Source organism: Actinomadura sp. ATCC 39365 (genome assembly GCF_054392275.1).
In genome coordinates, this window is sequence record NZ_CP184335.1 from 3,536,438 (window position 1) to 3,554,146 (window position 17,709).

A 17,709-nucleotide genomic window follows, 5' to 3' on the forward strand; every position below is an offset into this window, starting at 1 on the left:
AGAGCCACGGCAGGAGAGGGCGCGAGACCGCCCCCGTGAGTTCCCCCGCTTTCGACCGTTCTGCGCGTGCAGGCCCTGGTGACCGGATCGGCCTGCAAGGAGGCCCATGACCGTCACACAGGCCGCACCCCTCGTACGGCGTGCCGATCGCCCGCGACGGGACAACCGCTGGGCCGTCCTCGTGCTGCTGTGCCTGAGCCTGCTGCTGATCACGGTCGACGCCACCGTCCTGCACATCGCGGTGCCGGCGCTCACGGCCGCGCTCGAACCGTCCTCCGTCGAGCTGCTGTGGATCATCGACAGCTACTCGCTCGTCGTCGCGCCGCTGCTCATCGTGTTCGGCACGCTCGGCGACCGCTACGGCCGCAAGCGGCTGGTCCTGGGCGGCTTCGTGCTGTTCGGCGTGGCCTCGGCGGGAGCGGCGTTCGCGCCCACGCCGCTGACCCTGATCCTGGCCAGGGCGCTGCTCGGTGTCGGCGGCGCCATGATCATGCCGGCCACGCTCTCGCTGATCCGCCAGGTGTTCACCGACCGCCGCGAGCGGGCCGTCGCGCTCGGCGTCTGGAGCGCGGTGGCCGCGGCCGGGGCGGCGGTGGGCCCGCTGATCGGCGGCGTGCTGGTCGGCGTCTGGTGGGGCGCGGTCTTCCTGATCAACGTGCCGATCCTGCTGGTGCTGCTGCCCCTGGCCGTCCGGCTGCTGCCGGAGTCGCCGCTGCGCAGGGAACGCCCTTGGGACTCGACGAGCGCCGTGTTGTCGGTGCTCGGCCTGCTCGCCCTGGCCTTCGGGCTGAAGGAGGCCGGGGCGGGGAGCCTGCTGCCGTTCTGGGCCTCGGTGCTGGTCTTCCTCGGCGGGGCGGGCCTGCTGGTCGCGTTCGTCCGCCGTCAGTCCCGTCTGCCGGCGCCGCTGCTGGAGCTGGCCCTGTTCCGGCGGCGCGAGTTCACCACCGGCGTGGCCGGCGTGCTGCTGGGCGTGTTCGCGCTGGTCGGGCTCCAGCTCATGCTGGCCCAGTACCTGCAGCTCGTGCTGGGCGACAGCCCGGTGCGCGCGGCGATCAGGATGTTGCCGCTGGTGCTGTCGGCCGTCACCGGCGGCCTCGCCGCGGCCCACATCCTGCCCAGGATCGGCATGCGCGCCACGATGAGCGGCGGGCTGGGGCTCGTCGCGCTGGCCCTGACGCCCACGCTGGGCTGGGGCGTCGAGGGCCATCCCGTGATGCTGGCGGTCTGCTTCGTGGGCATCGGGTTCGGCGTGCAGGTGGCGCTGCTGGCCGCCTCCGACACGATCATGTCCTCCGTCCCCGAGTCCCGGGCCGGCGGGGCCGCGGCCATCGAGGAGACCGCGTACGAGCTGGGCGCGGGCCTCGGCGTCGCGGTGCTCGGCACGATCACCACGCTCGCCTACGCGCCCGCCTTGCCCGCCGTGCCCGGCGTGTCCGTGGGCCGCATGGACCAGGCCAGGCAGTCGCTGGCCGGAGCCGCCCACGTCGCCCGCGAGATCGGCGGCAGCACCGGCGACGCGCTGCTCGGCGCCGCACGCTGGGCCTTCGTCAACGCGCTGCACACGACCGTGGTCGTCAGCGTCGTCCTGCTCGGCCTGACCGCCGTCGCGGTGGCCGTGCTGCTCAGCCGTGATTGAGGTGTGCCATGACCCGAACAGGGCAGACAAATACCGTGAAACAGGCCCTGCGTGATGTCGCCGCCCTAGTCGCCCGCGTCGGCGTGGGCGGCATCTTCTTCGCCAACGGCTGGACCAAGCTGGAGGACGGGCTCACCGCCACCGGCGCGAAGTTCCTCCAGCAGGGTGCGCCCGCGCCCGGCGCGTGGGCCACGGTCACCATGCTCGCCGAGCTGATCGGCGGGGCGCTGCTGATCGCCGGGCTGGGGGTCGCCGTCACCGGGCTGATCCTGTTCGCCGAGGCGCTGGGCGTCTTCCTGGTGGCCCCGCCGCTCAACCCCATCAGCATGAACGAGCTGATCCTGCTCGGGGCGGCCGCCATTCTGCTGGCCGTCGTGGGCGCGGGACGGCTGTCGGTCGACCACATGGTGGTGATCCGCAGGCGGGAGAGCGAGGCGGCCGACGAGTTCGCCGCCGACGCCGAGGCCGACCGGGTCATCGCCTCGCTGCGCGACGCCGACACGCCCGCCCGCCAGTCGAGACCGGCCGAGGACGCCGTCCCCCAGACCGAGGAGACCGGGCGGCAGGCCGAGGAGACCGGGCAGCAGGCCGGGGACGCGCCCTCGCCCATGACGGACACCATGCCGCACCCGCGGCCCCGCACGCGGCCCGCCGGCCCGCCGGCGACCGAGGAGCCCGCGCCGGCCCCGGCGACCGGCGACACGCTGGTGGCGGGCCGCAAGAAGCCTGCGCCCCGCGGCCGCCGTCCCTCATCGGAGGGCTGAGCGCGCGGGCACGCGCAGCGCGCCCTGGGTGAGTGCGATGGCCAGCAGGATGACCAGCGCGCCCACCGGCTGGTTCCAGGTGATCGTCTCGTCGAGCAGCAGCACGCCGGAGGCCACCGCGAACACCGGCAGCAGGTACGTCACCGTCGAGGTCGTCGTCACGCCCGCCAGGGCCTGGACCCGGTACAGCAGCAGGTAGGCCACGCCGGTGCCGAGGCCGCCGAGGCCCAGCAGGCTCCACCAGACCTCGGCGGGCGCCGCGGTGTCCACCAGCGGCACGCCCGCCACCAGCGTGATCACCGCGAGCTGGACCGCGCCGGTCAGGAGCTGCCCCGCGGCCAGCACCACCGGCGGCTCGGACCGCCGCCCGGTGATGAAACGCCCCATGTACGCCCCGCCGACCCCGTAGCAGAGCGCCGCCCCGAAGCAGGCCAGGCTGCCGCCGAGCTGCCCGCCCGCCATGGGCTGCCACACCCCGAGCACCACCATGACGCCGGCGAACCCGAGTCCGAGCCCGGCCGCCCGCGCGGCGGTCGCCCGTTCGGCGCGCAGCACCAGCGTGAAGGCCAGAGTGCACAGCGGCGTGGTGGCGTTCCAGATGGCGGCGACGACGGAGGAGACGTACTGCTCGCCGTAGGCGAACAGGGTGAAGGGCAGCGTGGTGAGCACGACGGAGGCGATCTGGAAGTGCCCCCACAGCCGCGGGTCGCGGGGGAGCGCCCGCCTGGTGACCGCGAGCGCGATGAGCAGGGTGGCCGCGCCGACCGCCATGCGTCCGAACGAGACCTGCAGCGGGTGCAGCGCCCCCACGGCGACCTTGATGAAGAAGAAACTGTTGCCCCAGATGGCGGCCAGCAGCAGGAACGCGGGCAGCCACCTCCCCGCGGTCTCGCTGCGCACGTACGCCTCCCCTAGATGAACCATCGAGGAGCGTAGCGGTCAGAACCGACAATTGGCAGAAGTTACATGTCGGCGGTGAGCCGGGCCACCACCCGCATCTTGTTCATCGCGTCCAGCGCCGCCACCTTGTACGACTCCGCCAGCGTCGGATAGTTGAACACCGCGTTGACCAGGTAGTCCACGGTCCCGCCGCAGCCCATCACGGTCTGGCCGATGTGCACCAGCTCGGTCGCCCCCGTGCCGAACACGTGCACGCCGAGCAGCTGCCGGTCATCGGAGGAGACCAGCAGCTTGAGCATCCCGTACGAGTCGCCGATGATCTGCCCCCTGGCCAGCTCCCGGTAGCGCGAGATGCCGACCTCGAACGGGATGCGGTCGCGGGTCAGCTCGTCCTCCGACTTCCCGACGAAGCTGATCTCCGGGATCGTGTAGATGCCGATGGGCGGCAGCTCCCGCAGCTGCTCCACGGGTTCGCCGCAGGCGTGCTGGGCGGCCACCCGGCCCTGCTCCATCGAGGTGGCGGCCAGCGCCGGGAAGCCGATCACGTCCCCGACCGCGTAGATGTGCGGCACGGCCGTGGCGTAGTGCTCGTCCACCCGGATCCGGCCGCGGTCGTCGGCGGCCAGCCCGGCGGCCCCCAGGTTCAGCTCGGCCGTCCTGCCCTGGCGTCCGGCCGAGTACATGACGCAGTCGGCGGGGATGCGCTTGCCGCTCTCCAGCAGGGTCAGCGCGCCGCGCGGGCGGCGTTCGACGGCGGCGACGTGCTCGCCGAAGCGGAAGGTCACCGCCAGGTCGCGCAGGTGGTACTTGAGCGCCTCCACGATCTCCAGGTCGCAGAACTCCAGCATGCGCTCGCGCCGTTCGACCACGGTCACCTTGGTGCCGAGGGCGGCGAACATGGAGGCGTACTCGATGCCGATGACCCCGGCGCCGACCACGACCATGGTCTCGGGCACCCGGTCCAGGTGCAGGATCGCGTCGGAGTCGATGACCGTGCGCTCGTCGAACTGCACGCTGTCCGGGCGGGCGGGGGAGGTGCCGGTGGCGATCACGATCCGGTCGGCGGTGACCTTGCGCTCCTCGTCGCCGCTGATCCCGATGGTGTGCGGGTCGAGGAAACGTCCGGTGCCGGGCAGGACCGTGACGTGGTTGCGGCCGAGCTGGCTGCGGATCACCTGGACCTCGCGGCCGATCACGTGCTGGGTGCGCATCCCGAGGTCGGCGACCGTGATCTCGTCCTTGACGCGGTAGCTGGCGCCGTACAGCTCGCGCTGGTTGAGGCCGGTGAGGTAGAGGACCGCCTCGCGCAGCGTCTTGGACGGGATCGTGCCGGTGTTGATGCAGACGCCGCCGATCATGTTCCGCTTCTCGACGACGGCGACCCGCCTGCCCAGCTTCGCCGCCGCGATGGCGGCCTTCTGCCCGCCGGGACCGGAGCCGAGCACCAGCACGTCGTAGTCCGCCACATCGCCCAGTGTGAGCGCGCGGGGTTACCGGCGGAAGACCCGTCGGCCAGACTGCGCGTATGCAACGTGCATTCCGTCAGGTCGACGTGTTCACCTCCGTCCCTTATCGCGGCAACCCGCTCGCGGTCGTGCTCGACGGCCAAGGGCTGGACACCGAGGAGATGCGGCGCTTCGCCGCCTGGACGAACCTGTCCGAGACGACGTTCGTGCTGCCCCCGACCGTGCCCGGGGCCGACTACCGGGTCCGGATCTTCACCGGCAGCGGCGAGCTGCCCTTCGCCGGGCATCCCACGCTCGGCACCTGCCACGCCTGGCTGGAGAGCGGCGGCCGGCCGCGCGACGCTGCGGAGATCGTCCAGGAGTGCGACGCCGGGCTGATCCGGGTGCGCAGGACCGAGGACGGGCTCGCCTTCGCCGCGCCCGAGCTGGTGCGGTCGGGGCCGGTCGAGGAGGAGCTCGCCGAGCGCCTGGCCGAGACCCTGCGCATCGGGCGCGAGCGCATGCTGGCCGTCGAATGGGCCGACAACGGGCCCGGATGGGTGGTGGTGCTGCTGGCCGCCGCCGAGGAGGTGCTGGAGCTGCGGCCGGGCGCGATCGAGCACATGGTCGGCGTGGCGGGGCCGTGCCGGGAGGGTTCGCCGTACGCCTACGAGGTGCGCGTGTTCGCTCCCGACGTCGAGGATCCGGTGACCGGCAGCCTGCACGCGTCCCTGGCGCAGTTCCTGCTGCGCACGGGGCGGGTGAAGGCGCCGTACACGGCGGGGCAGGGGACCGTGCTCGGCCGGGCCGGGCGCGTGCGGATCACCGCCGACGAGCGGGACGTGTGGGTCGGCGGGGCGGTCGTCACCTGCGTCAGCGGCCAGGTCGCGTTGTGAAGCGCACCTCGTCGCCGGGCCGCAGTTGCGCCGCGACCGGCAGGTCGGCCTGCCGCACCACCGCGATCACCGGGTAGCCGCCCGTGGGCGGGTGGTCGGCGAGGAACACGATCGGCTGCCCGCTCGGCGGCACCTGCACGGCGCCGGTGACCATGCCCTCGCTCGGCAGCTCGCCCTTCCTGGCCCGCGTCAGCTCGGGCCCGCGCAGCCGCACACCGACGCGGTTGCTGTCCTGGCTCACCGCGTACGGCCCCCCGCACAGCGCCTCCAGCGCCCCCGGGACGAACCAGTCGTCCCGAGGCCCGGCGAGCACCCGCAGCACGGCGGGCGCGGGCCCCGGCGGCGGCGCCAGGTCCACCGAGATCTCCTCGGCGACGGACCCGCCCACCGGCAGCAGCGCCCCGGCCCGCAACGGCTCGGGGCCGAGCCCCGACAGCGAGTCGGTGGACCGGCTGCCCAGCACCGGCTCGACCGCGATGCCGCCGCGCACCGCCACGTACGTGCGCAGCCCCCACTCCGGCGCCCCCAGCCGCAGCTCGCCCCCCGGCGGCACCCAGAACGGCACCCCCATCCGCGCCTCCGCCGGCGCGCCGGTCAGCGCCGCCCACGCGCCCTCGTGGAACCGCAGCCGCGCCAGCCCGAACGTCACCTCGATGCCCGCCGCGTCCTCGCGGTTGCCCACCAGCCGGTTGGCCAGCCGCAGGCTCGGCGCGTCGGCCGCCCCCGAACGTGGGACGCCCAGATGGGCCAGGCCGGGCCGCCCCAGATCCTGGACGGTCGCGTACGGACCGGGCGCGATCACCTCGATCATGCGCGCTCGAACCGCACGCGCATCCCCGGCCGGAACAACGACGGCGGCTCGGCCGTCACGTCCCACACCCGCGTCGCCGTGCGACCCAGCAGCCGCCACCCGCCGGGCGAGGCGGCCGGGTAGACCGCCGAGTACGGCCCCGCGACCGCCACCGAGCCGGCCGGCACCGACGTGCGCGGCGTGTCCAGCCGGGGCAGTTCCAGCACGGGGTCGAGCCCGGTCAGATAGGCGAACCCCGGGGCGAACCCCAGCCACCCGACCACCAGCTCGCGCCCGGTGTGCCGGGCGACCACCTCCTCGGCCGAGATCCCGGCCAGCGCCGCGACGGAATCGAGATCGGCGCCGTCATAGACGACGGGAATCGTCACCACCGGCCCGGCCGGAGCGTCGGCCCCTCCCGCCGCCCCGCCCGCCGTTCGGGTCATGGCCGCCAGCCTGGCCCGCAACCGCTCCCGATCGGCGCCCGGCGCCACCACGAGCACGGTCTCCGGCCCCGGCACGACCTCCACGACCCCCTCGGGCCGCTCGGCCCGCAGAGCCGCGTCGAGCCGGTGGGAGGCCGCCAGCGACCCGGTCTCCACGAGCAGCGCGTGCTCTCCCGCCGCACGGATCACGCGAACGCCTGCAGGACCACTCCGGCCGCCAGCAGGTCGTTGCGCACGGCACGGGCCAGCCCGACGGCGTCAGGGGTGTCTCCGTGGACGCACAGCGACCGGGCGGAGATGGACACCGGACTGCCGTCGACGGCCGTCACAGAGCCCTCCAGGGCCATCCGGCGGGCCCGCGCGGTCACCGCCGCCACATCGTGGATCACCGCGCCCGCCTCGCGCCGCGGCACCAGCGCCCCCGCCGCCGTGTACGCCCGGTCGGCGAACGCCTCGCTCACCGTCGGGACGCCCGCCGCCGCGGCCACCTCGTGCACGGCCGAGACCGGCAGCGTCAGCACCGGCAGCGACGGGTCGTAGTCGGCCACGGCGTCGATCACCGCCGCCGCCTGCACCTCGTCGCGGCAGACCCGGTTGTACAGGGCGCCGTGCGGCTTGACGTAGGAGACCCGGCCGCCCATCGCCCTGGCGATGCCGTCGACGGCCGCGAGCTGGTAGAGCACCTCGGCGCACAGCTCCTCGGGCTCGACCTCCATCTCCCTGCGGCCGAAGTGGGCCAGGTCGCGGTAGGACACCTGGGCGCCGATCGACACGCCGCGGTCGACGGCCGCGGCGCACGTGCGCCTGATCGTCACGGGGTCGCCCGCGTGGAAGCCGCAGGCGACGTTGGCGCTGGTGACGATGTCGAGCAGCGCCAGGTCGTCGCCGAGCCGCCAGATGCCGAAACCCTCACCGAGGTCGGCGTTGAGGTCGATCACCATCCCACCATCATGGCGCAGCGCTACCTCGGCGCGACGTACAACGTCTGAGTCGCCGAGCCGACTTCGCCGCGCTCGTCGTACAGGGTGGTCCGGGTCAGGCCGCGGCCGGCGGGGCCGATCGCGGTGGCCGCGTCCATGCAGGTCCATTCGCCCACCGGCGTGCGGAACAGCGAGATCGTCAGGTCGACGTTGACGAACAGGTGGGTGGCGAAGTCGACGGCCGGGCTCACGCCGTTGCCGCTGTCGGCGAACGCGGCCAGCCGTTCGAACGGGGTGGTCTCCTCGCCCTCCACCAGCGGCACGGTCAGCCTGCCCCACACCGTGGCCGGGCCGCTCAGCATCGGGCCGCCGCGGGCGAACCGCCAGTCGAACGCCCTGCCGTAGCCGAAGCCCGACACCAGGTAGGACCCCGCGTGCTCGGGCGAGGGCGGCGGCACGGGCGCGGGCGGCCCGGCGGCCGGCGTGGCGGGCGTGTCGGCCTCGCGGATGCGCCACGCGGTGGCCCTGGCATACTCGCGCCCGCCGGACAGCACGGCCGCCGACAGGCACTGCACCCGCTTGCCGTCGCGGACGACGTCGGTGACGACCTCCAGCTCGGCCACGGGCACCGGGGCGAACACGTCGACCGCCAGCCTGGACAGCGCCAGGCCGGGCAGGGGCGCGGTGCGGTCGAGCTCATGGACGATCAGGGCGGTCACCGGGCCCATGTGCTGGGAGCCCGGGTCCCACGGCCCCTGGGTGTGCTCGGAGGCGAGGTAGCGGCCCATGGCCAGCCGGCGGTACATCGACATGGGACGGACTCTAGATCTCGTCGGGGATGTCGGCGATGTCGTCGAGCGCCGCGGCCAGCTCGTCGGGGTCGCCGCCGATGCGCTCGGCGATCTCGATCAGCACGTGGAGCACGTCGTGACGGTCGTGGCCGAGGTCGAGCAGGCGCTGGGCGGCCTCCCACAGCTGGGGCGGGTCGCCGTCCCACAGCCGGGTCGCGATCTCCTCGTGCCAGGCCAGGTGCTCCTGGTCGATCACGCCGCCGTGGTCGATCTCCAGTAATGTGCGCCGGTCGGCCTCGTCGGCCGGGTTGAGCCGGTCGAGGTCGATCCCGTTGTGCACGCCCTGCAGGTAGGGGAACGCGAACACCCGCCTGGCCAGCGCCGACAGGTCGCCGTCGGGCAGCAGCCGCTCCAGCAGCGGCCGGTCGAGCCCGAATGACGTCGGGTCGCGGTAGGCCTCGGGGAACTTGCCCGTGGCCTCCCACACCGCGTCGAGCGTGGCCTTGAGCCCCTGCTCGGGCAGGCCGGTGCGGCGCGCGGCGAAGCGCACCCACGCCGACAGCACGTGCGGCATCGCCTCCTGCTCGGCCACGCTCAGCATCACCTTGCGCGGCAGCCAGTCGAGCAGGAACGTCTCGCACTTGGTCGGGCTGACCCGCAGCGGCCGGTTGAAGTCGCGCTCGCAGCCGTAGTCGATGATGTGGTCGGCGCAGCGCGAGGCCGCCGACGGGTCCGACAGGTGCTCGGCGGCGTCGGAGGCCAGGAACTCGGCGGCCAGCATGGCCCGACGCTCGCGGCTGTAGGGCGCCTCGATGTGCAGCGGCGCCGGACGTTTGCGGCCCGGCGGCAGCGCCTTGAGCCGGGCGCGGGCGAAGGCGTGGTAGGCGCTGTAGCTCTCGCTCACCGGCGGCGGCGTCTTGGGCTCCCTGGTGGCCTTCATGGCCGAGTCCAGGAGCGCCCTGGCCTGCTCGGGCTGGATCTCCTCGAACAGCAGCATCGGGTTGCCCGCCGCCTCGGCCCTGGCCTGCTCCAGCAGCTTGTCGACGTGCGAGGACACCCACGCGTCGCGGGCCATGCCGCTCATGTTGTGGTCGACGACCACGACCAGCGCGTGCCGGTCGCTCGGCACCGATGCCTCGTTCCAGCGGTAGGCGAACGTGCAGATCACCGTGTCCTGGTCGCCGTAGGCGTCGCGGGAGACGTAGCAGCCGGTGGGCTTGACCGCGCCGACCTTGTCGGCCCACCCGGGCCTGGCCACGCCCGACTCCATCATCGCCAGGGCCGCGCCCTCGGCCTTGGCGCCCTGGCGGGCGGTGCCCAGGTAGGCCAGGCACACCAGCAGCGTCAGGGAGGCCGGGGTGCCGGCCTTGGCCGCGTAGTCGACCAGGCCCTCCCCGAGGACCTGCTCCACGTCACCGCCCCTGACCCGCCTGCCCCACCAGGCCCCGATCATGTCTGAGACCATCAGCTCCGCGTCGAGAGGGCTGCGCACCGCGAGCAGCTCGCGGGCCGCCTGCACCATCTCCTGGAACACGTCGTCGGGCGGGCTGCTCTCCCGGGGATCTCGTCGGTGTCGGCGCACGCCCTCACTCTCTCGTATTCCAGGCGCAAACGGTGAAGAGAACTCGGCCTGGTGACCCCGATGTTATCGGTGGAGCCGCGATCAGCGGGGACTTCGGGGCGGCGGGGCGGAGTTCACGATGGCGAGCAGGTGCTCGCGCGCGATGCGCTCCACAACCTCGGGCGTGGCCGGGACGCCGAGATGCTCGGCGCACGCGCACACGTCGGCCACGCACCGGTCGATCGTGTCCACGGGTACGGTCAGGAACTCTTCGGCCAGCCTGAGACTGACCGGCTCCCTGAGGAAGCGTGTGGCCAGAGCGAGCATAGATGTGAGATTCCTCTGGAGACCCGGGAGCAAACCCCCAGGAACGTATGCAGGGTGACTTGCGCTCCCATTTCATCTTTTCTCGGCCTTGTGTCAAGGCTCTGAGGCGCCTGTGTTCGCTTCTCGTGCAAAGCTGTTTCCATGCGCATCCAGCTCGCCCAGCGGGACGAGGCAGACGAGCTCCTCGGCCGCAGCCCGCTCGCCCTGCTCGTCGGCATGCTGCTCGACCAGCAGATTCCCATGGAATGGGCGTTCACAGGGCCGCACACCATCTCGGAGCGGCTCGGGCACGACCTGACCGCCGAGGAGATCGCCGCCTGCGACCCCGAGGCGTTCGCCGCGCTGCTCGCGCAGAAGCCGGCCGTGCACCGTTACCCCAAGTCGATGGCCGCCCGCGTCCAGCAGCTCGCGGCCTACCTCGTCGAACACTACGACGGGCGGCCCGAGCTCATCTGGAGCGACGCGGCCGACGGGAAAGACTTGTTGAAACGACTGCAGGCCCTTCCGGGATACGGCAAGCAGAAGGCCCAGATCTTTTTGGCATTGCTGGGCAAGCAGCTGGGGGTCCAGCCGTCAGGCTGGCGTGAGGCAGCCGGACTCTACGGCGAGGAGGGGTCATACCGTTCGGTCGCCGACGTGGTCGACACCGACAGCCTGGGCCGGGTGCGCGCCGCCAAGCAGGAGGCCAAGCGCGCGGCCAAGGGCGAGTAACCTGATCTTGCTGCGCAATGTGGAGCGACTTTGACAGGATGCGTTGACCCTTATGGCGACCGGGCGGCGGCGGGGGCTTCCGTCGGCGCATGCCCATCGCCGATGATGTACTGCAGAATCCGGTCGCCCGGAGCTGCGCTACGCCGATACACAGTTATGGAGATGTGCCGCGTGGGAGACCCTGGCACGCGACGGAGGTGCCGACCATGAGCGCCGAGACCTCCGTTCCCCGTCCCCGGGAGTCGGATGTGGACATCTCAGACTCCGCCCTGTTCAAGGGCATGCTGTCGGAGGCCGAGTTCGCCTTCGCGTTCTTCGACGGCGATGGCCGCGTCCAGCGGGTCAACGACGTGTTCAGCGACGTCGTCAGCGTGCCCGCCGAGCGCCTGGTGGGCCGCTCGCCGGTCGAGGTGCTGGCGGCCGACCTGAGCCAGATCATCACCCACGCCGTCCAGGCCGTCATCGAGAGTGACGCGCCGGTCACCGAGGGCCGCGTGCGGGTGCGTTCCGCCGAGGGCGACACCCGTCACTGGTCGTTGTCGTTCTCGCCGGTCCACGACGAGGCGGGCGAGCTGCGCGCCATCGCGCTGGTCGGCCTCGACGTGACCGAGAGCAGGCAGACCGAGGAGGCGCTGCGCCGCAGCGAGGAGCGCTACCGCTCGCTGGTCGAGGCGCAGTCCCAGCTCGTCTGGATCACCTCGCCCACGGGCGCCGTCGTCGAGGACGCGCCCCAGTGGCGCGCCATCACCGGCCAGGGGCTGGAGGAGTACCTCGCCAACGGCTGGCTGGAGGTCGTCCACCCCGAGGAGCGCCAGCAGACCGAGGAGGCCTGGCGCGAGGCGCTGCGCGGCCGCACGATGTTCGAGTGGAACTACCGGGTCCGCACCCGGGCCAGCGGCTACCGCCACTTCGAGGTGCGCGCGGTGCCGATCATCAGGCACGGCAGGGTGGTGGAGTGGGTCGGCGCCAACACCGACGTCACCCCGCAGCGCGAGGCCGAGGAGATGCGCGGCAGGCTGACCGACCAGCTCGGCGCCGCCGCCCTGCGCACCGCCCGGCTCCAGGGCGCGACGGCCCAGCTCGCCGAGGCCCTGACGGTCGAGCAGGTCGTCCAGGTCATCATCGACGTGGGCCGCACCGCCCTGGCCGCCGACCGCTCGGCCGTGGCGCTGCTCGACACCGACCGCGCCGCGCTCAAGCTGGTCAACGGCGAGGGCATCCCCGAGGTCCAGGGCTCGGGTGACGAGATCCCGCTGTCCCACTCCAACGTGATGACGATGGCCGTCAACAGCCGCCGTCCGGTCTTCGCCGAGTCGCCGGAGTCGCTGAAGGCCCAGCTGCTGGAGGCCGGCGACGACGAGGAGGCGCTGGCCGGGTTCATCAGCCAGGGCGACGAGCGGGCCTGGGTCGGCCTGCCGCTGCTGGCCGCCGGCCGGGCGCTCGGCGCGCTGCGCTTCTCGTTCACGCGCCCGCAGAAGATCTCCCAGGAGGACGGCGTCTTCCTGGAGGCGCTGGCCGGGCAGTGCGCCCTGGCCGTGGAGCGGGCCACGCTCTTCGAGCGTGAGCACCGCACGGCCGAGACGCTGCAGCGCAGCCTGCTGCCCGACCGCCTGCCCGTGGTCAAGGGCCTGGTGCTGGCCCAGCGCTTCCGTTCTGGCAGCCGCCACGTCCAGGTCGGCGGCGACTGGTACGACGCGTTCGTCCTGCAGGACGGGCGTGTCGCGGCGGTCGTCGGCGACGTCATGGGCAAGGGCGTCAAGGCCGCGGCGGGCATGGGCCGCATCCGCAACGCGATGCGGGCCCTTGCGCTCACCAATCCGCCGCCCGCCGCCGTGCTCACGGGCCTCGACCGGGTCTTCGAGGCCACGGAAGAGGAGGAGCAGGTCACCACGCTGGCCTACATGGTCGTCGAGCCGGTCACCGGCGAGGGCACGCTGGCCATGGCCGGCCACCCGCCACCCGTCCTCGTCTCGCCCCAGGGCACGGCGATCCTGTGCGACGCCGAGCCCGGCACGCCGCTGGGCTGGCCCACCAGCCGCCGGCAGTTCCGGTTCGTGGTGCCGCCGGGACACACCGCGGTGCTCTACTCAGACGGTCTCGTGGAGAACAGGAAGCGAGGGCTTGACGCCGGTCTCGCAGAGATTTGCAGTGTTGTGACCGAAGCGCCGCCTGAGGTGGTCAGCAGTCCGCACATGTTGCTGGACTTCCTGGTTGACCGGATGTTGTCTGGATATGAACAGGATGATGACGTTACCGCGCTCGCAATTCACGTCCCGCCGGCCACGAAGAGTGACTGAATGAAACAGTCATAACGGTTGCTTTCGGGTATCAGTGCCCCGCTTACGTACGCACTACTGTCTTGGTCGGCCTAGGGTGGAGGACAACCGCCGGGAGGTGGCCGTATGGAGTGCGGGGTCGTGCCACAATGCTGTGTCAGGTCCGTCGCGCTTCGCACGGCCTCACCGATCTCCGAGAGAGGCAACAGCCCCCAGCGGGCATCTGGGTCCATTGTCGCCACGCGTTCGTTCGAGAGGTGTTCGTGTCGCCTGCAAGTTCGACTCGCTCGAAGCCACAAGAGCTGAACGAGCCCGTCATTCAGCGACTGCTCGAGCGTGGGCGCTCGCAGGGTTTCCTCGAGTCTGAGGATGTCCGTCAGGCCTTCGAGGAGGCGGACATCCCCATGTCGCACGCCGCCGCGTTCTTGCGGAACCTCAGCAAAGAGGGCGTGACCGTGGTGGTGACCGCCGCGGATTCGGCTGCGCCGAAGAAGTCTCGTGGTCCAGCAAAGCGCCGCACCGCTGCCCCCGTCAAGACCAAGACGGCAGCGGCCGCCAAAGAGCAGCAGCCCGAGACCGTGACCGCGGTCGTGGGCGCCGCTGAGGCCGAGCCGGCCGCCAAGAAGCCGGCTCCGGCCAAGAAGGCCGCTCCCGCTCCGAAGAAGGCGGCTCCGGCCGCCGCCAAGAAGGCCAAGCCAGAAGTCAGCGCTGGGCCTGCCGAGACCAAGCCGAAGGCACCCGAGGGCGCCAAGGCGACCGACGCGGACGACGACGACGATCTCGAGCTCGACGGCGACGTGGAGCTGGAGGACCTCGAGGACATCGAGGTCGACGACATCGTGGCCGAGGACGACGCCGAAGCCGAGGGTGACTCCGACTCCGACGACGACTCCGACGACGAGCCCAAGGCCGCCGACGTCGCCGTCGCCGCCACCGCGGACAAGAGCGAGGACGAGGTCCTCATCCTGTCCGACGACGACGACGACGCCCCGGTCGCCCAGGTGGCCGCCGCCGGCGCCACCGCCGACCCGGTGAAGGACTACCTCAAGCAGATCGGCAAGGTCCCCCTGCTCAACGCCGAGCAGGAGGTCGAGCTGGCCAAGCGCATCGAGGCCGGCCTGTTCGCCGAGGAGCAGCTCGGCGGCGGCGAGACCGAGAGCCTGCCGGTCGACGTCCGAGCCGAGCTCGAATGGATCGCCGAAGACGGCCGCCGGGCCAAGAACCACCTGCTGGAGGCCAACCTCCGGCTCGTGGTCTCGCTGGCCAAGCGCTACACCGGGCGCGGCATGCTGTTCCTCGACCTGATCCAGGAGGGCAACCTCGGTCTGATCAGGGCCGTGGAGAAGTTCGACTACACCAAGGGCTACAAGTTCTCCACCTACGCCACGTGGTGGATCCGGCAGGCGATCACGCGTGCCATGGCCGACCAGGCGCGGACCATCCGCATCCCGGTCCACATGGTCGAAGTGATCAACAAGCTGGCCCGGGTCCAGCGGCAGATGCTGCAGGACCTCGGCCGCGAGCCCACGCCGGAAGAGCTGGCCCGCGAGCTGGACATGACGCCCGAGAAGGTCGTCGAGGTCCAGAAGTACGGCCGCGAGCCCATCTCCCTCCACACCCCGCTGGGTGAGGAGGGCGACAGCGAGTTCGGTGACCTCATCGAGGACTCCGAGGCCATCGTGCCGGCCGACGCCGTCAGCTTCACGCTGCTGCAGGAGCAGCTGCACTCCGTTCTCGACACGTTGTCGGAGCGGGAGGCGGGCGTCGTGTCCATGCGGTTCGGCCTCACCGACGGGCAGCCGAAGACGCTCGACGAGATCGGCAAGGTTTACGGGGTCACCCGTGAGCGCATCCGCCAGATCGAGTCGAAGACCATGTCCAAGCTGCGTCACCCGTCCCGGTCCCAGGTGCTGCGCGACTACCTGGACTAGGAGCCACCTCGTCGATCGCCCCGTCCGGAACCCTCCGGGCGGGGCGATCGCCGTTTCCGGAGGTCGTCAGGCCGGGTCGGTGACGTGCACGTCGAGGAGCCAGGGGCGGTTCGTCCGCGCGGGCTCGGCGAGGTCGACCGTCCAGCCCAGGTTGCCGAGGGTCTTGGCCAGCTCGCCGGGCGTGCCGGGGGCCTCCTCCTGCTGGAGCAGGACGCGGGCGATCTCGCCCCGGGTGGCCTTGGCCATGTGGCTGACGACCTTGCCGTCGCGGAAGACGCGTACCGACACCGACCGGTCGCCGGGCTGCCACGCCCCCGCGTACGTGGCCGAGCGCAGGTCCACCACCAGCCCCGGCATCCGGTCCAGTTCCTTGGACAGGTGCGTGCGCCAGTAGGCGGCCAGGCCGCCCAGCGGCGGCAGGCTGACGCCCATCGACAGGCGGTACGGGGGCACCCGGTCGGAGATGCGCAACACGCCCCACAGGCCGGAGAAGATCAGCACGGACTCCTCCGCCCTGGCCCTGGCGGCGTCGTCCAGGGTGTTCAGGCCGAGGTTGTCGTACAGGACGCCGGTGTAGAGGTCGGCGGCCGGAAGGGTGGGCGCGGTCCGCAACACCGTGTTCTTGGCCGCCTCGCCCGCCAGACCGGGCGTCAGCCCGAGCACCTGCGCGGCGTCGCGGCGCTTGGAGGCCCGGATGAGCGCGGTCATGACCCGCTTGCGGGCACGGTCAAGCTTGGGGAAGGACAGCTCCCCGAGCGGCGGCCCGCTTCCCTCGGCGGCCTTTCCTTCGGACGGCGGTAGCAGAATCAGCACAACCCCACACCCTAACGGGCCGGTCAGAGGGTGTTCACGCTGGTCGGCTAGGCTGCGCGGATGAACGTCGACCTGCTGGTGCACCAGGCGTGGCCGGCCTACGAGCAGCGTGTCCACGACGGCTGGGTGCTGCGTTCCGCCGGCGGCGTGACCAAACGGGCGAACTCGGTGCTCGCCCTGAACGCCCCCGCCGACCTGGACACCGCGATCGGCGCCGCCGAGGCGTTCTACGGCGAGCGGGGGCAGAGCTGTGCCTTCTCCGTCGGCCCCGGCACCTGGCCCGGCCTGGACGCCGAGCTGGCCCGCCGAGGGTACGAGCTGGTCGATCCGACGGTCATCATGGCCGGATCGCCGTCGGCCGAGCCGCGCGGCCCGGTCCGGATCGAGGACCACCCGTGGCCGGAATGGCTGGAGACCTGGTGGTCCGTGGACGGCCGGTACGGCGCCGGCCTGGAGGAGGCCGCCCGCATCTGCACCGGCGTGCCCGCCTGGTACGGGGCCGTCGAGGAGGACGGCGTGCCGGTCGCGGTCGGCCGGGTCGTGCCGCAGGGCGACACGGCGGGGATCTTCTGCATGGCGACGTTGCCGCGGGCCCGGCGGCGCGGACTGGCCCGTACGGTGCTGCGCGCCCTGACCAGGCATGCCGGGGCGAAGAACGCGTACCTGGTCACCACCGAGCCGAACCACGGGGCTCAGGCTTTGTACCGCGGCGAGGGTTTCCAGACCGTCGGCCGATACCACTACAGAGTGCGTACGACCTGACACCCGCCGTACGCATGACCCGAACCAAGGGCGCGCGAGCGGCCGAACCACCGCGTGCAGAGGGTTGGGACTACGGCGCGTATGTGGCCTTGACCACCGTGCGGCGGTTCTGGTGTACGGCGGTCGTGCCCTGGACCACCGCCCTGTGTGTGACCTGAAACGCCGGGTGTGGAGGGTTGGGGCCATGGCGTGGATGCGGCCCTGACCGCCGTGGGTCGGGCTTGGTGTACGGCGGGTGCGGCCTGGATCACCGCGTGCATGCAACCCCAGGCATCGCCTGCGTACACCTGAGCCAGCGCCTGCGCGGGTCTGAACGCAGAACGGCGACCCCGGCGTGGTGCGCCGGGATCGCCGAACTGGACGTGCAATATGTGGTTATGTGATCACAACGAACGCGTCAGCGGTCGTCGTTGGGGTTCATTGACGGGGTTTCGCTGAGGCGAGCCGACTCGTCCAGGATGTCGGCGCCCTTTTCGCGCAGCGCTGCGACGTGCTGACGCCCATGGTGGGCGCAGAACAGCAGCTCCCCACCAACAGGCAGGGTCGCGCGAATGTAGGCCTGGGCGCCGCAGCGGTCGCAGCGGTCGAGGGCCGTCAGCGGCTTAACGGGGGCGAGAGCTCCAGTCACGTATCGCCTTTCGGGTCACCCCCGCCGAAGCGAGGATCTGGCGTCAGTCACTTGAGACAACATCTAACCGGACGTGGACGTTCCCAACCTCCGCCTCGCTACGCCCAGAGCA

At 72.0% G+C, this 17,709-nt stretch carries 17 protein-coding genes; 7 read left to right on the top strand and 10 right to left on the bottom strand.

The genetic code is table 11. The annotated features are described in order from the left end of the window. Positions 1-106 precede the first annotated feature (106 nt). Both ACNF49_RS17600 and ACNF49_RS17605 read left to right on the top strand, forming a co-directional pair. Positions 107-1,636, top strand: a complete 1,530-nt coding sequence (locus ACNF49_RS17600) for an MFS transporter (RefSeq protein ID WP_482944362.1) — start codon at positions 107-109, stop codon at positions 1,634-1,636. A gap of 35 nt (positions 1,637-1,671) precedes the next feature. Next, positions 1,672-2,400: a DoxX family protein gene (locus ACNF49_RS17605; RefSeq protein ID WP_357965690.1), complete on the top strand. Its 729-nt coding sequence runs from the start codon at positions 1,672-1,674 to the stop codon at positions 2,398-2,400. Here the strand turns inward: ACNF49_RS17605 and ACNF49_RS17610 are convergent. Both ACNF49_RS17610 and sthA read right to left on the bottom strand, forming a co-directional pair. After that, a complete protein-coding gene (locus ACNF49_RS17610) occupies positions 2,386-3,300 on the bottom strand; it encodes a DMT family transporter (protein WP_357965687.1) in 915 nt (304 codons plus the stop codon). The two genes, ACNF49_RS17605 and ACNF49_RS17610, sit on opposite strands and share 15 nt — an antisense overlap. A gap of 62 nt (positions 3,301-3,362) precedes the next feature. Next, entirely contained in the window at positions 3,363-4,766 is a 1,404-nt protein-coding gene (gene sthA, locus ACNF49_RS17615) for a Si-specific NAD(P)(+) transhydrogenase (RefSeq protein ID WP_482944363.1), read from the bottom strand. A gap of 59 nt (positions 4,767-4,825) precedes the next feature. On the opposite strand from sthA, the gene ACNF49_RS17620 reads away from it, so the two are divergent. Continuing rightward, positions 4,826-5,641, top strand: coding sequence for a PhzF family phenazine biosynthesis protein (locus ACNF49_RS17620; protein WP_482944364.1), 816 nt, complete (start codon positions 4,826-4,828; stop codon positions 5,639-5,641). Here the strand turns inward: ACNF49_RS17620 and ACNF49_RS17625 are convergent. The 6 genes from ACNF49_RS17625 to ACNF49_RS17650 all read right to left on the bottom strand — a co-directional run bounded on the left by ACNF49_RS17625 (position 5,619) and on the right by ACNF49_RS17650 (position 10,476). Continuing rightward, a complete protein-coding gene (locus tag ACNF49_RS17625) occupies positions 5,619-6,452 on the bottom strand; it encodes a 5-oxoprolinase subunit C family protein (protein ID WP_482944365.1) in 834 nt (277 codons plus the stop codon). The two genes, ACNF49_RS17620 and ACNF49_RS17625, sit on opposite strands and share 23 nt — an antisense overlap. Continuing rightward, complete coding sequence (locus ACNF49_RS17630) at positions 6,449-7,066, bottom strand: 5-oxoprolinase subunit B family protein (RefSeq protein WP_482944366.1); 618 nt, start codon at positions 7,064-7,066, stop codon at positions 6,449-6,451. Before ACNF49_RS17630 ends, ACNF49_RS17625 begins: the two co-directional genes overlap by 4 nt. After that, positions 7,063-7,818, bottom strand: coding sequence for a LamB/YcsF family protein (locus ACNF49_RS17635; RefSeq protein WP_482944367.1), 756 nt, complete (start codon positions 7,816-7,818; stop codon positions 7,063-7,065). The genes ACNF49_RS17630 and ACNF49_RS17635 overlap by 4 nt, the downstream gene beginning before the upstream one ends. A 20-nt stretch (positions 7,819-7,838) precedes the next feature. Further along, positions 7,839-8,609 (bottom strand): thioesterase family protein, encoded by a 771-nt coding sequence (locus ACNF49_RS17640; protein WP_357965671.1) that lies wholly within the window; start codon positions 8,607-8,609, stop codon positions 7,839-7,841. A 10-nt stretch (positions 8,610-8,619) separates the two neighbouring features. Further along, positions 8,620-10,110, bottom strand: coding sequence for a hypothetical protein (locus ACNF49_RS17645; protein ID WP_482945539.1), 1,491 nt, complete (start codon positions 10,108-10,110; stop codon positions 8,620-8,622). A gap of 141 nt (positions 10,111-10,251) precedes the next feature. After that, the gene (locus tag ACNF49_RS17650; protein ID WP_352357735.1) at positions 10,252-10,476 is read right to left on the bottom strand and encodes a hypothetical protein; all 225 of its coding nucleotides are present in this window, start codon (positions 10,474-10,476) and stop codon (positions 10,252-10,254) included. Between the two features lie 141 nt (positions 10,477-10,617). Here ACNF49_RS17650 and ACNF49_RS17655 point away from each other — a divergent pair, with 141 nt between their 5' ends. The 3 genes from ACNF49_RS17655 (at position 10,618) to ACNF49_RS17665 (ending at position 15,394) form a co-directional block, all read left to right on the top strand. Then, positions 10,618-11,187, top strand: coding sequence for an HhH-GPD-type base excision DNA repair protein (locus ACNF49_RS17655; protein ID WP_357965668.1), 570 nt, complete (start codon positions 10,618-10,620; stop codon positions 11,185-11,187). Positions 11,188-11,393: 206 nt separating this feature from the next. After that, the gene (locus tag ACNF49_RS17660) at positions 11,394-13,484 is read left to right on the top strand and encodes a SpoIIE family protein phosphatase (RefSeq protein ID WP_357965666.1); all 2,091 of its coding nucleotides are present in this window, start codon (positions 11,394-11,396) and stop codon (positions 13,482-13,484) included. Positions 13,485-13,726: 242 nt separating this feature from the next. Next, entirely contained in the window at positions 13,727-15,394 is a 1,668-nt protein-coding gene (locus ACNF49_RS17665) for an RNA polymerase sigma factor (RefSeq protein ID WP_357965663.1), read from the top strand. 66 nt (positions 15,395-15,460) lie between these two features. Here ACNF49_RS17665 and ACNF49_RS17670 read toward each other — a convergent pair whose 3' ends face one another. After that, positions 15,461-16,207, bottom strand: a complete 747-nt coding sequence (locus ACNF49_RS17670) for a YaaA family protein (protein WP_482944368.1) — start codon at positions 16,205-16,207, stop codon at positions 15,461-15,463. A gap of 60 nt (positions 16,208-16,267) precedes the next feature. Here ACNF49_RS17670 and ACNF49_RS17675 point away from each other — a divergent pair, with 60 nt between their 5' ends. Then, on the top strand, positions 16,268-16,969 hold the full coding sequence (locus ACNF49_RS17675; protein ID WP_482944369.1) for a GNAT family N-acetyltransferase: 702 nt from the start codon (positions 16,268-16,270) through the stop codon (positions 16,967-16,969). Positions 16,970-17,366: 397 nt separating this feature from the next. On the opposite strand, the gene ACNF49_RS17680 is transcribed toward ACNF49_RS17675, so the two are convergent. Then, entirely contained in the window at positions 17,367-17,597 is a 231-nt protein-coding gene (locus ACNF49_RS17680) for a DUF7455 domain-containing protein (RefSeq protein ID WP_125639804.1), read from the bottom strand. Positions 17,598-17,709: the final 112 nt, after the last annotated feature.

Coding starts and splice junctions, on each gene's coding strand:
- ACNF49_RS17655 (WP_357965668.1), top strand. CDS start 10,618: ATGCGCATCCAGCTCGCCCAGCGGGACGAGGCAGACGAGCTCCTCGGC.
- ACNF49_RS17645 (WP_482945539.1), bottom strand. CDS start 10,110: ATGGTGCAGGCGGCCCGCGAGCTGCTCGCGGTGCGCAGCCCTCTCGAC.
- ACNF49_RS17660 (WP_357965666.1), top strand. CDS start 11,394: ATGAGCGCCGAGACCTCCGTTCCCCGTCCCCGGGAGTCGGATGTGGAC.
- ACNF49_RS17635 (WP_482944367.1), bottom strand. CDS start 7,818: ATGGTGATCGACCTCAACGCCGACCTCGGTGAGGGTTTCGGCATCTGG.
- ACNF49_RS17625 (WP_482944365.1), bottom strand. CDS start 6,452: ATGATCGAGGTGATCGCGCCCGGTCCGTACGCGACCGTCCAGGATCTG.
- ACNF49_RS17640 (WP_357965671.1), bottom strand. CDS start 8,609: ATGTCGATGTACCGCCGGCTGGCCATGGGCCGCTACCTCGCCTCCGAG.
- ACNF49_RS17620 (WP_482944364.1), top strand. CDS start 4,826: ATGCAACGTGCATTCCGTCAGGTCGACGTGTTCACCTCCGTCCCTTAT.
- ACNF49_RS17600 (WP_482944362.1), top strand. CDS start 107: ATGACCGTCACACAGGCCGCACCCCTCGTACGGCGTGCCGATCGCCCG.
- ACNF49_RS17650 (WP_352357735.1), bottom strand. CDS start 10,476: ATGCTCGCTCTGGCCACACGCTTCCTCAGGGAGCCGGTCAGTCTCAGG.
- ACNF49_RS17675 (WP_482944369.1), top strand. CDS start 16,268: ATGAACGTCGACCTGCTGGTGCACCAGGCGTGGCCGGCCTACGAGCAG.